Here is a 14,640-nt window from a genome sequence, read left to right on the forward strand (position 1 = left end):
CAGCAAATCTTCAGTTCAAACCTTCAGCACAGCAGGCATGGAAGGCAGTTGGAGAAGAAATGGCAGTAGACAACGGCACAATGCTCGTCACCTACGCGGAACTTGAACGAGCCGCAGGGGACATCACCTCCCAGGCCAAGAAGCTCGACACGGACCTGGAAGCCCTCCAGAAGCGGATGAAGGACCTCTCGGCCTACTTCGAAGGCGAGGCCAAGACCGCGGCCGACGGCCTCCACCGCGAGTGGGACATCAAGGCCCGGGAGATCCACCAGGCCCTGAACTCCATCGCGAACGCGATCCGCGAGGCGAGCGCGGCCTACAGCGCGGCCGACCGTAAGGCCGCCGCCAACTACTAACAAGGTCAACGGAACCGGGGGTGGGCACGCACGGGAGGTGCCCACCCTACCTTGACCTGCGCGGCAGCCTTCCAGATTCCCTTGCTTCTGCAGAACACTTGACCATCACCGGGCGATCGGCGACAGGACACCGATCCCATAGCGCTAGCTGCACGAATCAGTAGCGCCCACTAAGCATCCGGAAGGCCGCGCGTCAAGAGCGGCAGGGGTGGCCGTGAGCCTCACCGACCGGGCCTGACCGATTTCCTGAACGCGCCCGCTGAGACCAGCGCTCCCATGTCATTCCGGCGAAGAGTCTGGGGTGACGGCAGGCGGTGGCGGAGGTGGAGGTGGGTACGGCGGCCGAGGCGGGATCCGGGGTCCGGGCGAGGGCAGTGGTGGTGGCGGCTGGGGTTCCAGTGACCGCCGGGGGCGGGGTGGTGGCTGCCGGGGCGTGAGAGGTGGGGCTGGGGATGGCGGTGGGGGCGGCGGAGGCTCGATGGCCGACAGTACCGGTCCGCCCACGCGCAGCCTTTCGATGGTCTGCTCGGCTCGGCGGCGGGCATGCGGGGCGTCGTCGCGTTCGTAGACGAGCCGGATGCCGAGGCGGCCCACGCTGTCGGTGGCGAGCAGCCGGTAGCCGAGCGCGTGGGCGATCTCCTCGATCCGACGCTGTATCGAGGCTGTGGCATGGCCGGGCAACAGCTCGACGCGGTCACGGCCGTCGAATTGCGCGCGTATCTCATCGTCCCTCATCTGACTCCCCTCCCGGGAAGGGCCAGCAGCCACCTGACCACTCCGCATCACGATCGTTTGCACACGCCAGAACACACGGGCGGGGGCTCAGACGCCCCGAAAGATCACCCCTTGCGGCACTTTCCGACCTTGTACGCGTTGTCCGCCAGCTGAACCGCGAACTCGGTCAACGCTTCCCGTAGTTCGCTCCCGTGTACTCGGCTGTCACCGATGACCCGAGCCTCCGTGATCAGCGCATACTGCTGCAGCGCGTCGTCGGGACTAACGCCGGGAGGCGTACATTCGACGTAGACGGAAGCTAGCCGATCAAGTGTGAGGGTCTTCGTGTCGCCACTGGATCCCTGCCGGAGCTTCCCCTGGCTTTCCCCCACCTCCTGCTCATAGCCCAACAGCCAGGTCTTGGAAGTTGCGTCCTGCACATCTGACTCGCCTGAAACGATGTGATCGTCGCTCGTCAGCACTCGGCAGAAGAAGGTGAAGTCCTTACCTACCCCAGTGTTCTCGCCCCGATCTTCGGCCGATCTCGCATCTGGAAGGAGAGTCTTCACCGTGCTGCGAGCCACGGCACCCGCACAGGGCCGTTCTGGCAGCCGGTCGAGACCTTTGGTGAAGATCTCCAGATAACCGAAGAATCCTCCGACCATGATCGCCAGCGCAGCTACGGCGATCAGCATGCGCTTCCCAAACGGGGTTTTCGTTTTCACCAAGGCATCCATTCCGATTACGCGCTCGGCCTCGCGTGGATATCTTCCAGGATTTGGTCACTGCGCGACCATCCAGAATTGAGTGCCTCGCGAATTAGGTTCTGCGTTGCACCTTCCTTGAGACCTGATTTATGTGCACCCATTGCGTCAACTGCAGACCATTGGGTCTGCTGGAGTGCAGATTCCTGAGCCTTGTTCAGATCTTGGCCGGTCCGATAGAGCGCATCATCCAGTGCGCCTTCGATCTCCTTCCCCTCCATCAGTCGATCAACCGCCATCCCTGAAACTCCCCCGAAGAATCCACCGGCCGCAGCTCCGGCGAGGGCACCAGCAGGCGTGGCGGGAACCAGTGCCACGGATCCGACACCAACACCAGTGGAAAGCACGGTCTTGAAGAAGTCACCTTGCTTCTCAAGCGCGTCATTGTAGTCTTTCTCGGCCTTCGTGGACGCGTCAATGTCGGCGTCTGCTACCGAATGACCGACGACCCCCTCGATAATTCCAGCGTTTTCAGAGACGGCGCGGATGACGTCGGAAGTTTCACCGTCATAAAGTGAAGGGTTGGCGATGTGAGCCTCAAGAAGACTACTGGTGTAGATATTCTCGCCGTAGATAATCGCCGCTCTTCCATTGTTATCCCTGGCTACTTCGTACAGGAACCGTGTGACGTCGCCCTTGTTCAAGCCATCAGGAGCTGCACTATCGGTAATGAAGATTGACTCTGCACCCTTGCCAGCCATCTCGATGCTGATCTCAGGCATGTACGCAGCTGCCATGCGCCCGAAGCTCTCACCCATGCCTTTCGTCACGAGCTCTGCTCCTCCGTCGGGCTGTGCGACTGCGTTTGTGATGTTCGCCATGACTTCCACTTGCTTCTCGCTATGTGGCAGAGCAACGGAAGTCATATCACCCACCGCTACTCCAGTAACTGCGGCTTCGAGGGCATGACCCAACGGAGTGCCACGATCCGTATACCTTGTACTGCCCAGCATGTGGTCGAGGTCTGACTTGGACTCGAAGGCGTGGACTGCAGCCTCGGGATTGTGAGACAGACCCTCGAAGAGCCCTTCCAACGGATCTCGTCCGTTGCCGTCGCCGAAAACGAGATCCACACCGTCGTACCCCTTCACCCACAGGGCATCGGTGTTTGATTCACCTGCTCCCTTGTCGGCTTTGAAGAGCTTCTCCCGGTAGTCATCAAGAAATTCGGTGTCGTACTGACCCTTGCGCATCAGGCTACTGATTACCTGCGAGCCAAGGGCTCCGATCGGGCTAGGTGAATTGCTGGCGTGGAAGCTCGTATTGCCCTCGGCGAGGAGCTTCTTCTTCCACTCCATCATGGCGTCCGAGTCCGAGAAAGAAGCAGTTGCCAGAGTGAGGCTCAGGTTCTTCTGGAGGCTCTTCATTGTCTCCAGTTCCGTGCCTCGAACACCGGCGTGCATGTGGGTCAACTCAGTCCAGAATTGCAGCGTATTCTTCGGACCCAACTGCCTCACGAACTGTTCTGAGAACAGGGCGTCACCGCTGTACTTCTCCATAGTGCGATTGAAGTCGGCGATGTTGTCGAGGGTCATCTTGGTCGGGTCCTTGGCCATCTTCGCCAGTTTCTCGGCGGCTGCGATCGCCTTGGCCGCCTCGTCCCGGTCCGCGTAGGCGGCGTCGGCGAAGCCGTGCTTGGCCTGGTCGACGAGAAGAACCAGGGCCTTCGCGGCGCTGTTGTCGCTCTGCGTCGCCTTGGTCAGGATGCCCTGGATCTCATCACGGAGGGCCTCCACCGCCTTCTGGTCCGTCGCGCCCGTATTTCCACTCGGGTCGGACGCCCAGTCGGGCCGGGTGTTCCCCATGACGGCGAATGTGCCATCGCCTGTGTCGATCACCCTCATGTTCTGCTGCGTGGCCCGCGAGATTGCATCGTTCAACTGGGTTCGGTAGCCGATGAGTTCGCCGCGGGTGTCGCTGAGGATCTTGGTGATGGAGTTGGCCTGGGTGTGCGCGTCGGCGAACTCGGCGGCAGACTTGGTGATGAACTCGCGGCTGACGGTGGCGTTGACCCCCGCCCACTTGGCCTTGTCGGCCTTGGCCTTGAGGTTGTTCTCGGCGTCCTTCTGCAGGTCTGCGAGCTTCTTCGTCATCTGTTCCCAGTCGGTGATTGCCTCACCGAGCTTGGAGAAGTTGCCGTAGCGCAGTGCGTCGAGGTCCATCGGCGTCAGTGACCTTTCCGCTCGTCGAAGCCCTTGTCGAGCGTGGCGATGCTGCTGATGGTCCCGGCGATATACGCGTCGCCGGCCGCGTGCAGGTTCTTGGTGTAGCGCAGGTGGTTGGAGATGTGGGCGCAGGCGTCCAGCAGGGTCTTCGACTGCTCGCTCCAGCGTTCCGTCACATGGGCGAGGGCTGCCCCCAGAGCGAAGCCCTCGCCCTTGAGCCCGCCCGCAGCAGCCGTGGAGGCCACGCGTGCGTGCCCGCTGTAGGTCGTGAAGTCCTCGAACAGGGCATGGGCGGCCTTGCCCACAGCCTCAAGATCGGCATGACCCACCACAAGGTCACCTTGCGTCCCGCCGCCGCCTCCCGGTTCTACCGGCAGTTGGTTGAGCTGCATTCGTGTGGAATGCCGTTCGGCCGCCGCGGCCTTGAGCTGCTCCCACTCCTCCCACGCCATGCGTGGTCCCTCCCCGTGTTGTTGTATGCCGTCGAACCGTGGTGAGCGTGCGACCGAAGTGCTGCGGTAGTCGAGAAGCACGGTAGTGCCACGGCATCACGTGCCTCATCCGCATCTGCCGCCAGCGTGTCTGAGTACCTGTACTCAGTGAGACCGTATGTCAACTTGAACTCTGCTGGTCGCGTGGGTTGGTGGGCTTAGCCATCAGCATGGACCGGCTCTGCACTACTGCCCGAGGAATGCCGTGTTGCGGCGCCGGGCGCGCACTACAGGGATCGCGATGGCAGCGCCCAGCAGAGCGGCAGCACCTACGCCCAGCGTGATCCAGAGAGCCGTGTCGTTGTCATCGTCGCGTGCAGGGACGGCGGCGGACTGTTTGTCTTCCTCGGTCTTGGTCCCAGCGGACTCAGACGCCTTCGGAGATGGCGACTTGGGCTCCGCAGCGGCCAGGTCGGGGAGCGGGTATTCGTCGGCTGGGCCAGGATCCCCGGGGGTCTTCAGGGCGATCCGAGGACGGACCACTCCGTAGCCGACGTAGTCGTTCCGCTTGGCGCCGCTTGTGGGGCCGGCTGCGGTGTTGAGCATGACCCGGAGGACCTGGTTGTTGGTCCAGTCAGGATGCTTCGACCAGATGAGGGCCGCACTGGCGGAGGCGATGGCGGTGGCATCGCTCGTGCCGTGGGACTTGCACAGGCCCGTTTCGGTGGTGCATGCGGCCACCATGTCGTCGCCCGGTGCCGCCAGGTCTACCTGGGGGCCGTACTGTGACTCGGCGGTCTTGCGGAGATCTTGGCCGATCGCTCCTATTCCGACGACGCCTGGAGTGGCGGCGGGGTAAGCGAGAGACGAGTCCCCGTCGTTGCCGACGCCCGCGAAGATCAAAGCTCCCTTGCTCACGGCGTACTTCACAGCCTCACTCTCCTCATCCCATTCAGCGCTTCCTCCTCCCGCCATGGAAATGTTGATGACCTTGGCCCCTGCATCGACGGCGTACCTGATCGCTTTGGGAAATACCGCTGCGTTCATGGACACGCGAATGGGCAGGATCTTCGCCCTCGGGGCGAGGCCGAAGGCACCGTCCCCTCCTCCGCTCTCGCCGGTTCCGGCGATCAATCCAGCCATGCCCGTGCCGTGGCCACTGCGGTCAGTGTGCTGATCGCCTGGGGAATCGGGCGCGAAGTCCTTCCCCTCCAGCACCTGGCCGAGGAGGTCGGGGTTCTTGTCGTCGACCCCGCTGTCGATGACTGCGACGGTGACTCCCTCGCCCTTGGTGACCTTCCACATCTCTTCCGCCTTCATGGCGGTCAGGTGCCACTGCTGGGACCGGATGGACTCCGCATGGGACGGCGTGGTGGCGATACCCACCAGCAGGGCTGCCAGTACTCCCGGCAGCAGGGTCCTGCGAGCGAGACGCTGCATGTTGCTGGTGGGCATCGGCATTCCTTGCGGTCCTAACGAGTTCAGTCCACGACGGGCGGTGTCGCGCGACGTACGCCCTGCTGCCAGGTCTCTTCGTCTTCAGTGAGGTAGTCGGGACGCTCGCCTCGGCGATCCTCATGACGAGACTCACCCGGGCGAGAGCCCGGCGGCACCGCTGGTCCGCCACGCCCAACCGGTCCGGCACCGTGCTGCGGCTCGCCTGCCCGTCGCACCGTGCCTGAGGCCGACTGTCCGCCGCGCGTGCCGCCCTGACTTGCAGGGCCCGCAGATCGCCCGCTACTGCCCGAACCGTGTACCGCTCCAGAACCGCCCGGGGTGAAGGGGCGTGCGCTCCCCGTCCCAGCCTGCTGGGGACGGCCGCCGACGATGCCTCCGGTTTCCGGGGCGAAGCGACGACCACCCGTGCCACCGCCTGGCGCGGAATGAGCCGTACCACGGGCCGTGGTGGAGCCGCCGGCGCTGATGGGGCGGGCGTTCACGCCTCCCGGCCCCTGCGGGCGGCCACCAACAATGCCCTCGGGCTGTCCTGCGATGCGCCGGCCACTCCCCGTTCCGCCTTGCACGGCGCCAGGCCTTCCGGTGCCAACGGGCTGGCCCGCCGGCCCACGGCCGGTGACACCCTCACCACCGATCACAGTGCCCCGAGGGATGCCGCCAGTGGCCCGTCCAGGAGACGGGGCCACTGGCCTTCCGCCCGTGATGCCTCCCCTGGCGGTGGGGCGCTGGGTGGTAGGTCCGGCGCCCGTCGGAGTCTGCCCAGGGGCTGCCGGGGGCCGGAGTCCGGGGGAAGGGCGGCCTGTCCCCGCCGAAGGGCCGGTCGGCCTTTGGACGCCTCCAGCCACCGGGGGTGCCACTCCGGGAGGCATCGGCGCAGTCCCCTCCGGCCGTCCCCCTGTCGTCGGCGGGCCACTCACCGGTCCCGACGGGGCAGTTGGGGCCTCAGGCAGGGTGGCAACGCTGTCGATCTCCATCCCTGCGGGTTGCTGAGGACGCGCAGTTCCTTCGGCAGCGGCTCCGGGAGCACTGGCCGAGATCTCGGCAGTGCCAACCGATGCACCGGCTCCATTGCCGTGGCTTGCCGAGCCATAGGTATGTCCACCAGCCGTAACCGATCCGGCGGTGCCGGGTGCGCCTGCGCCACTGGCACCCCCCGATCGTTCAATGCCCTCACGTGTGTCGACAGACGTCCGCGGCATCACAGCCTTGGGCGGCGGCGGAAACTTCGGCTTCTCCAACGAGTCCATCTGCTGCGCAGACAGCGTGTACGACTCCCCAAGCTTCCTCATGTGCTGAGCGGCCTCTTGCCGGTCCGCTTCCCGCTGGCCCAGGATCGCCTGGATGTCCCGGGTGGAGTCACGGGTGACGGAGGCCGAGTCGGGGTCCTTGGGCGCGGCTTTCGCTGCTTCGAGGTTCGCCTGCGCCGTGCTCAGGACGGACTGGCCGTACTTCGTGTCCCGGGGAATGGACGCCTGGACGTTCGCGATCGTGCCGGCGGCCTGGTCGAGCCACTTCGCCGCGCCCGCGCTGTACTCCGCCAGCCTCAACGTCGCGTTCGCCAGGTCCCCGCTCCAACTGCGGAACTCGTCGGCGCCCTCGCCCTTCCAACTCACCCACTGCGGGCGCGTCTTCAGCTCATCGCCGGCCTTCTGGATCTCTGCGGCGACCTTCTTGAGCTTGGCCGCGGCGGCGACGACCGCGGAGGCGTCGGCCTGATCCAGCCAGTCGAGCATGGCCTCGTGACTCATGCCCTCGAACGATGTCCTGCTGCCGCCCTTGCCCTGGTCGCTCATCTCGTCTCCCCGTTGTCCCCGTGATGCGTGACGGCCGTCATCAGAAGCCCGACGCGCCGGACGTGTCGCCACTTCCCGAGGTGCCTGCGCCGGGCTTCGTGGTCTTCCCGCCCGGGTCACCCGGAACCTGCGGCTCGTAGCTTCCGCCGTAGTGTTCGGTCGTGTCCTTGCTGATCGCCAGCATGCGTTGGCTGACGTCCGCGTCCACGTTCTCGTAGCCCTTGTGCGAGGCCAGGACCGCGATACTCAAGCCCTCGATGGACTCGGTGAGAAGCTTCGAGAGCTTCTCCAGCTCCGAGATCACCGTCTCGTACGAGGCGAAGACATTGCCCGCCTCGGCCCAACCACCGGATCCACCGCCGAACTTGACTCGCGCCATCGCATCCTGACCCACCTGCTTCGGACCCGCCGGGCCCTCGCGCAGCTCACGCACCAGCGCATCGATACGATCCCGGAACTTCGCGAACGACTGAAGCTCGGTGATGACTTCACCAACAGCCGAGACCGTAGCCTGGAGGCCTGACCCGACGCCGAACACGTCTGCGGCCGCCCGTGCTACTGGTCCCCCCAAGAGACCCTCCGCATATGCGGCTGGGTCCGCCACAGGTGCGTCGATCGCCCCGTCCTCCGCCACAGCAATCCTCCCCGTAAGCCAAAGCGTCAGGTTTCACTTTAGCTGCGGGCACCGACAAATCGCCTACTGCCTTTGCCTCTGCAAGTAAGCGCACAAGCGGGCAAGTTGGGTGCAGTTGGTCGCAACCGAACGTCACGAATGCGTGACAGCCGATCCCCATCGCAGATGCCCCGGTGGCCGAAAAGCACGCCTATGGACCGTTGGGCTTGCAGAGGTAGATGGCGCCCACCGCACTGCGGCTCGGAGAGCCGACCAGCAGCACAAGAGGCACGGTCTGCCTCACCGACGAGGGCATCACCGTCCGACTCTGCCGCAGGTTCCGTGATGCGAATACCTGCTGCCCTCCGCAATCACCGGCCAGTTACAGCCTGTTGTAGATCAAGTACTGGCGATAACCTGTCCTCTGCCCTGTACGGCACAACCGGCGGCACGCGAGGGGGATCGTGGAAGGGCGCGATGTGCGTGGGCACTACGAGGGGTTGGCGGCCGAGTACGACGAGCACTGGGTCTACGGTCCGGACTACGTTCCCTGGATGTCCAGCCGGATCATTGAGGCACTGTCGCTCGGCCCCATGGACCGTATCGCCGACATCGGCTCCGGTACGGGTCTGTTCGCCAGGGAAGTGGGCCAGCAGCTCCAGCCTCGCCATCCCATTCTGTGCGTGGATCCTTCCGCAGCGATGCTCAGCCAGCTCGGGACGCCGCCTCCGTCCGATCTGACGCCAGTCGTTGCTTCTGCCGAGGACATCGCAGAAGGACGTACGCGACTGCCGTACGAGCAGTTCGATGCGATGTGGCTGAAAGAGTCGGTGCATCACGTGGCCGATCCAGCGCGCACGCTGCGCGGCCTGGCCGAGCGGCTGGCGCCCGGTGGCCGACTGCTGGTGGTGATGCTTCCGGCCACCATCCGGTACCCGCTGTTCGAGGCGGCCCTCGCGCGCTTCGAGGAGTTGCAGCCGGACCCGGCCGTTATCGAGGGGCACCTGCGGGTTGCCGGGCTGGAGGCCGGTATCAGCCATGTCGAGCATGAGCTGCGCATCGACCGGGACAAGTACCTCGCCATGGTGCGCGCCCGCTACATGTCCCTGCTCTCCACGTTCAGCGACAGCGAGATCGAGAAGGGCATCGAGGAGATGCGCCTCGCTCATCCGGAGCCTGTGCTGGTGTTTCCGGACCGGTTCGCGTTCGTCCTCGGCCGGCGAGGTGAGGAGTCCGAGTGAGCACCATGGTCGATGAACGGCTGCGGCGCCTGCGGAGTGAACTCGACGACCACTCCCGGATCGCCGATCGCCTGGGGCTTGATCTGGAACGGCCGTTACGGTCCCTCAACGACGGCTATCCCGAGAACGCTGTTGCCCTGGTCGGGAAACTGACCGAGAAGCTGCTCAAGGAGCTGTGGCGCCACCACGGCGTCGAGGGCGATCCTTCGACGAAGGCCCTGAACGACCTGGTCAAGCGATGCCGACCGTACATCCGCAGCAGCACGGTTCTGGATGCGCTCGACGACATTCGACGGCTACGCAACCGGTCCACGCACGACGGGTACGACATCAGCGACGAGGACGGGCTGCTGGCGGTCCGCCGGCTCGTGGACGTACTGGTCTGGTTCACCGACACCGGGAGCGCGGCCCTTCTCGGCGGTGAACCGGACATGGCGCCCGAGGTGGCGCGCCGCTGCGAGTTCCTCGCCGGGCTGTACGTCACCCTCGGCTACCGGCAGGCCAAGCGGTTCGTCCTCAGCCCGGACACCGTCTACCAGCTGTTCTGCCGCGAATCGGGGATGCGGCTGGAGTACGTGGAGCTGATGCTCTCCCGCGACGCCGACGACCTGAGCACCGTCCTCGCCACCAGCGATGGGGAGCTGTTGCGCACCCGGCTGCCCAAGCTCACCCGGTTCGTCGTCCTGGACGACGACGGCGGTACGGCACCCGGCGCCCTCCACCAGATGCTGGGCCTGGACTTCCGGATCGTGCGCTACGACGGCTTCGTCGACACCATCGTCAATCTCGACACCCACCTCGCCGACCTCACCTCCACCACCCAGGAGGAACCGCGGGCCGCTGTCGCCGCGGCAGCGCTGACCACCGACCCGCGCACCGGCGAGTCGACGATGGAGCAGTTCAGCGACGCGGCGCAACTCCTGACGCGCCTGTCACGAGGCAGTGCGAACGTCCTGGTCACCGGTCGTCCGGGGAGCGGCAAGAGCACGCTCCTGCGCTCGCTGGCCGCCAACCCGGAGATACGCCGCTTCCGCTTCTACTTCGACCTCGGGCTCAAACCGAAGGACGAACCCTTCTCCGAGTACGCGGCCCGCCTCCTCGCGCCGGCCATGACGTCGGACCGCTCGCGCGCCTACGAACTCTTCCTCTACCTCATCCGTTCCGGGACCGCGCTATGCGTGCTCGATGCCGTCGACGAGGGCGTCGATGAACCCAGCGCGGCCGGTTTCCTGCGACTCTTCACCGATCTCGCGGCCGTGCTGTCCGCCGAATCGGCGGTGGTCATCAGCTCCCGGGTGTCCTTCCTCGCGGACTCGCCCCAGGTGCGTCAGCTGCTGGACAGCGGCGCGGGCCGCTCCGAGCAGTTGGTCGAGCAGATGTACGCCAATGGCGTCGACCCCTCCCGGGTACCGCACTTCCACGTCGTACGCCTGGCCGAACCCGCGGCAACCCCTCTTGAGAAGCGCCTCACCACAGCGCTGGACCTTCCCAAGGGAACGCCCCTCGCAGACATCCTCGGCGCTCACATCACGCGGACGCTGGCCGAGCGTGGGCAGCCCGACCTAGAGCCACGGCTGTCCGCCGCGTTCGGACACGCCTTCGTCACCGACCGCACTGTGTTCTCCCTCGCCGACGTCCACCGGCAGCTGGGGGCCGGCGCCTTCAAGGACGGGCGCCTCGATCTTGACGCCTGTGTCCTGGCTCCGCTGCTGCGTGCCGCCGGGCCTGATCACGTCGCCTTCGTGCACACGGCATACCAGGAACTACTCGCTGCCAGGTTCCTGGCCGAGCCGGCAAACCGGGACCTGGCTGCCAATCTTCCTGGCGGCGGCTTCCTCACCGAGCAGGTGCGCACCTTCCTCGCCGGCATGCCCGCCAGCGCGGAGACGGACGACTGCGTGCTGCCCGCCGGGGCGTACCTGGTCGGTCCGGCCGAACGGCTGCTGATCCGCCGCGTCGAGCGCCCCGTACGCTTTGACCGCCACGCCGTGACCGTGGCCCGCTACCGCCGCTTCCTCGACGCCCTCGATGCGGACGGCACCTCTCAGTGGGACCACATCGACCAGCCCTCCGACGTCACACACCGCCCCTGGACCGACCGGCTGCGGCGGCCCGACTACTACGAGAACCCGCGCTACGACGCCCACCCTGCCATCTGCGTCAGCTGGTGGAGCGCCTACGCCTTCGCCGCGTTCGAAGGCAAGCGCCTGCCGACTTCCCTGGAGTGGGAGGCCGCCGCCCGTGGCACCGACGGGCGCCTCTTCCCTTGGGGCGACACACCCGATGGCACCCTCGTCAACTGCGCCGACACATGGGTCGGCCAGCCTGTCGTGACCTATCAGGCGTGGTACCGGGACTTCGCGGGCGACGCCGTCCGGCGGGCCGGGGCGACACCCGTCGACGACCGGCCGGGCAACCGCTCCCCGTTCGGTGTCCTCGACATGGTGGGCAACTGCTGGGAATGGACCTCCACCAGCCTGGACGATCCCGGCGAGGCTGTCATCTGCGGCGGCAGCTACGACAACCCGATGCGTGCGGTGCAGACCAGCAGCAAGGGCATCTACCGCAAGCGCGGCGGGAGCAACGCGGTCGGCTTCCGGTGCGTGCAGGACATCGACACGTCCAGGGCAGAGGAGACGACGGGATGAGCGGCGGCGGACCGCGCCACGGAACCATTGTCGACCGGCGTCCGAGCGGCGGCGGACTGAACGGTACGCTCGGCACCTACGTCGTCCAGGACGACGAGGACGAGCGCTACTACAGCTTCGACTACCGCCAGATCGTGACTGAGGGCTTCCGCACCATCCGCACGGGCGAACACGTCCGCTTCCATGTCAGCGCCGAAAGCCCCGACCGGGCCGAGTTCGTCATCCGCCTCGACCAGCCCGACCCAGCCGAGTACTACCGATGACCACCTACGGGGGTCCCCTGCTCCAGGACGTCACGGGGGCGCGCCAGGAGCTGACGGTCGTCCTGCCCGTGCGGCTGCTGCGCGTCCCGGACTGGCCTGAAGGCCCGTTCCCGTTCGAGCTGGGCAGCCGCCGCACCGACGCCCAGACCCGCTCGACCTACTTCGCCCCCGCCTCCGCCCGCGCACTGTACGGGGCGCCCGGACGGCCGCGTCGCTGGCACCTGCCGCTGGACGTCAAGAACGACGGGCTGCACCTGCTGGGCATGGAACTTCTCCGCGCGGCTACCGCCCGCAATCCCGAACACGCCCTCGTTGTCCTGCACTTGAGCGTGGAAAGACCCCTGCTGCCCATCCTGCGGGCCCTGGCCGGGCGGCGACCGAGCCCCGCCGACGAACCCCTCACCGGGCTCTTCGACCCGGCCGGGCTCCTCGCCGGCATCGCCGACGTCCGCGACCCCGACCAGCCGTTCGCCATAGCCCGGCCCTACACCATCGCCTTCATCACCCCCACCGAGCGGCACACCCCCGCTCTGCGCACCGGCGGCGAAGCGGCACTGCCCGCCACGGCAGACCACTGGCTGTGGCAGTTGGCCTCGCGTTCCACACCGGAGGACTTCCCCCTGCCCCCGGAGACCGCCTCCGAACAGCTCAAGGACGCCGTCAGGATCTCGGCGGACTGGAGCGCCCTAGTGCTGCGGCAAGGGGCTGCCTTCCTCGGCCACCGGCCCGACACCGGTGCCGGCGACTTCTTCGAATTCGGCGCGCTGCACTCGCGAACCGTCTATCTCGACGCCCTGCTCCTCGGCTCGCTCCAACGCGATCACATCGACGAACTCACCGACGAACTCTCCGAAGTGTTCAACTCCTCACGGCTGGCGCGACGCGTCGCCACGCTGGAGCGGAACATCGCCGTCTTCCGCAGCACCTACTGGCGCCAGCACCTCACCGCGCACGGCGCGGCCAACGATCTGCTCCTCGCCTTCCAGAACCAGCACCGGCTGCCCGCACGTTTCGACGAGATCCTGGCCGAAGCAGCCGACTACAGCAGGCTCGTACAGACCCAGGAGAGCCAGCAGATCAGCGGCGCCCTGGGCGTCCTCACCATCCTCGGCCTGCCACTCGGCACCGCCCTCAGCATCCTGCAAGTCCTCGATGACAACTCCACGGCACACCTGCTCATCGCGCTCGCCCTGTCGGTCGCCGCCACCGCCGCAGCCCTCACCACACGGTACGGACGCCTGGTCCTGTCATCCCTGCGGGGCGGGGGCAGAAAGGCGTAGGACACTGCGACCGGCGGCCGGATCAATAGCACCTCAACGTCGTGCGGTCCCGGATCGGACTACTTTCGGCTTCAGAAGCCACGGCAGACGTCACCGTGCGCCCCAAGGGAGCTCTCGGGCTACGGAAGAAGTGCGGAGACACCTGGCTGGAGGCCCCTCTGCAGCGATCAGCGACAGCGGCATGCGCGCCCGAGGGTTCCTGAGTGCCCTCGGCCGTCTGATGGACAGAGCCTCTTGAAAGATTGGGTTCTGTCCCGATTCGCGGGATGTGCGGTGGGCTTTCGCCCCACACGTCCCTCAGACGCCCTGGGCACCCCGAAACGTTGGTTTACAACACCCCGCGAGGACGGACGCGATCTCGGTTCGCCGCAGGAACCGAGCCATCGAAACGCCGTGAAAGTAGAAGTTTCTCTCGCGAGAGACGCCCCGCCACAGGGTCGTTGGGGTCGTAGGCGGCAGACTCGGACCTGCTCGACTGCTTCATCGGCCATCATGCTCACATGGCCACCATTCAGTCGCCCTCAGAGATCACGACCCTGCTAGAGCGCCTCACGGGACAGAAGATTGCTGCGCTCCAGGTGCTCGGCATCAACTCGCTCAAGACCTTCTCGCCCCCGCCAGAAGCGCTGGTAGGGGAAGCAGTGACAGGAGTGGGCGTCCTCGACCGCACGATCAGCATCGACACCGTCAGTCATGTCATTTCGTTCGATCTGCAGCGCACCGGCCGAGTCGTCCCGCTCGAGAACGCGGAGGCGTACACAACTGTCGCGGGGGGCAATCGGCCCACCGTGCGTCTACTGATGGCCGACGGATCAGGGCTGGACCTGAGCGAACCGGCCCGGACCAAACGGATCACGGTCGCGATCGTAGCCAGGTCCGCGTGACCCCCGTCGGGCCGAGGTGATCTACTTCCC

The 14,640-nt window shown here is 66.1% G+C and carries 12 protein-coding genes; 7 read left to right on the forward strand and 5 right to left on the reverse strand.

Annotated features, from left to right (window positions below; translation table 11 throughout):
• Positions 1-59: 59 nt before the first annotated feature.
• Positions 60-356: a WXG100 family type VII secretion target gene (locus tag ACZ7M7_RS07025; RefSeq protein WP_384186951.1), complete on the forward strand. Its 297-nt coding sequence runs from the start codon at positions 60-62 to the stop codon at positions 354-356.
• 839 nt (positions 357-1,195) lie between these two features.
• Here the strand turns inward: ACZ7M7_RS07025 and ACZ7M7_RS07030 are convergent.
• The 4 genes from ACZ7M7_RS07030 to mycP form a co-directional block, all read right to left on the reverse strand.
• On the reverse strand, positions 1,196-1,795 hold the full coding sequence (locus ACZ7M7_RS07030; RefSeq protein ID WP_472113539.1) for a hypothetical protein: 600 nt from the start codon (positions 1,793-1,795) through the stop codon (positions 1,196-1,198).
• Positions 1,796-1,812: 17 nt separating this feature from the next.
• Positions 1,813-3,996, reverse strand: a complete 2,184-nt coding sequence (locus tag ACZ7M7_RS07035; protein WP_472113541.1) for a hypothetical protein — start codon at positions 3,994-3,996, stop codon at positions 1,813-1,815.
• Positions 3,997-4,001: 5 nt separating this feature from the next.
• Positions 4,002-4,451 carry a hypothetical protein gene (locus tag ACZ7M7_RS07040; protein ID WP_472113544.1) on the reverse strand — a complete coding sequence of 150 codons (450 nt, stop codon included), beginning with the start codon at positions 4,449-4,451 and terminating at the stop codon, positions 4,002-4,004.
• Between the two features lie 225 nt (positions 4,452-4,676).
• Positions 4,677-5,885, reverse strand: a complete 1,209-nt coding sequence (gene mycP, locus ACZ7M7_RS07045) for a type VII secretion-associated serine protease mycosin (RefSeq protein WP_472113547.1) — start codon at positions 5,883-5,885, stop codon at positions 4,677-4,679.
• A 1,344-nt stretch (positions 5,886-7,229) separates the two neighbouring features.
• On the opposite strand from mycP, the gene ACZ7M7_RS07050 reads away from it, so the two are divergent.
• The gene (locus ACZ7M7_RS07050; RefSeq protein ID WP_472113550.1) at positions 7,230-7,604 is read left to right on the forward strand and encodes a hypothetical protein; all 375 of its coding nucleotides are present in this window, start codon (positions 7,230-7,232) and stop codon (positions 7,602-7,604) included.
• Between the two features lie 117 nt (positions 7,605-7,721).
• Here ACZ7M7_RS07050 and ACZ7M7_RS07055 read toward each other — a convergent pair whose 3' ends face one another.
• On the reverse strand, positions 7,722-8,315 hold the full coding sequence (locus ACZ7M7_RS07055) for a hypothetical protein (RefSeq protein ID WP_472113553.1): 594 nt from the start codon (positions 8,313-8,315) through the stop codon (positions 7,722-7,724).
• A gap of 479 nt (positions 8,316-8,794) precedes the next feature.
• On the opposite strand from ACZ7M7_RS07055, the gene ACZ7M7_RS07060 reads away from it, so the two are divergent.
• The 5 genes from ACZ7M7_RS07060 to ACZ7M7_RS07080 all read left to right on the forward strand — a co-directional run bounded on the left by ACZ7M7_RS07060 (position 8,795) and on the right by ACZ7M7_RS07080 (position 14,610).
• Positions 8,795-9,535 carry a class I SAM-dependent methyltransferase gene (locus tag ACZ7M7_RS07060; protein ID WP_472113556.1) on the forward strand — a complete coding sequence of 247 codons (741 nt, stop codon included), beginning with the start codon at positions 8,795-8,797 and terminating at the stop codon, positions 9,533-9,535.
• Positions 9,536-9,540: 5 nt separating this feature from the next.
• Positions 9,541-12,183 carry an SUMF1/EgtB/PvdO family nonheme iron enzyme gene (locus ACZ7M7_RS07065; protein ID WP_472113977.1) on the forward strand — a complete coding sequence of 881 codons (2,643 nt, stop codon included), beginning with the start codon at positions 9,541-9,543 and terminating at the stop codon, positions 12,181-12,183.
• Positions 12,180-12,446, forward strand: a complete 267-nt coding sequence (locus ACZ7M7_RS07070) for a hypothetical protein (protein WP_472113559.1) — start codon at positions 12,180-12,182, stop codon at positions 12,444-12,446. The genes ACZ7M7_RS07065 and ACZ7M7_RS07070 overlap by 4 nt, the downstream gene beginning before the upstream one ends.
• Complete coding sequence (locus tag ACZ7M7_RS07075) at positions 12,443-13,726, forward strand: hypothetical protein (RefSeq protein ID WP_472113561.1); 1,284 nt, start codon at positions 12,443-12,445, stop codon at positions 13,724-13,726. The genes ACZ7M7_RS07070 and ACZ7M7_RS07075 overlap by 4 nt, the downstream gene beginning before the upstream one ends.
• A gap of 500 nt (positions 13,727-14,226) precedes the next feature.
• Complete coding sequence (locus tag ACZ7M7_RS07080) at positions 14,227-14,610, forward strand: hypothetical protein (protein WP_472113564.1); 384 nt, start codon at positions 14,227-14,229, stop codon at positions 14,608-14,610.
• Positions 14,611-14,640: the final 30 nt, after the last annotated feature.

This window comes from Streptomyces sp. NPDC111606, from assembly GCF_055656945.1.

Coding starts and splice junctions, on each gene's coding strand:
- ACZ7M7_RS07080 (WP_472113564.1), top strand. CDS start 14,227: ATGGCCACCATTCAGTCGCCCTCAGAGATCACGACCCTGCTAGAGCGC.
- ACZ7M7_RS07065 (WP_472113977.1), top strand. CDS start 9,541: ATGGTCGATGAACGGCTGCGGCGCCTGCGGAGTGAACTCGACGACCAC.
- ACZ7M7_RS07040 (WP_472113544.1), bottom strand. CDS start 4,451: ATGGCGTGGGAGGAGTGGGAGCAGCTCAAGGCCGCGGCGGCCGAACGG.
- ACZ7M7_RS07070 (WP_472113559.1), top strand. CDS start 12,180: ATGAGCGGCGGCGGACCGCGCCACGGAACCATTGTCGACCGGCGTCCG.
- ACZ7M7_RS07075 (WP_472113561.1), top strand. CDS start 12,443: ATGACCACCTACGGGGGTCCCCTGCTCCAGGACGTCACGGGGGCGCGC.
- ACZ7M7_RS07025 (WP_384186951.1), top strand. CDS start 60: ATGGCAGTAGACAACGGCACAATGCTCGTCACCTACGCGGAACTTGAA.
- mycP (WP_472113547.1), bottom strand. CDS start 5,885: ATGCCCACCAGCAACATGCAGCGTCTCGCTCGCAGGACCCTGCTGCCG.
- ACZ7M7_RS07035 (WP_472113541.1), bottom strand. CDS start 3,996: ATGGACCTCGACGCACTGCGCTACGGCAACTTCTCCAAGCTCGGTGAG.
- ACZ7M7_RS07050 (WP_472113550.1), top strand. CDS start 7,230: ATGTCCCGGGTGGAGTCACGGGTGACGGAGGCCGAGTCGGGGTCCTTG.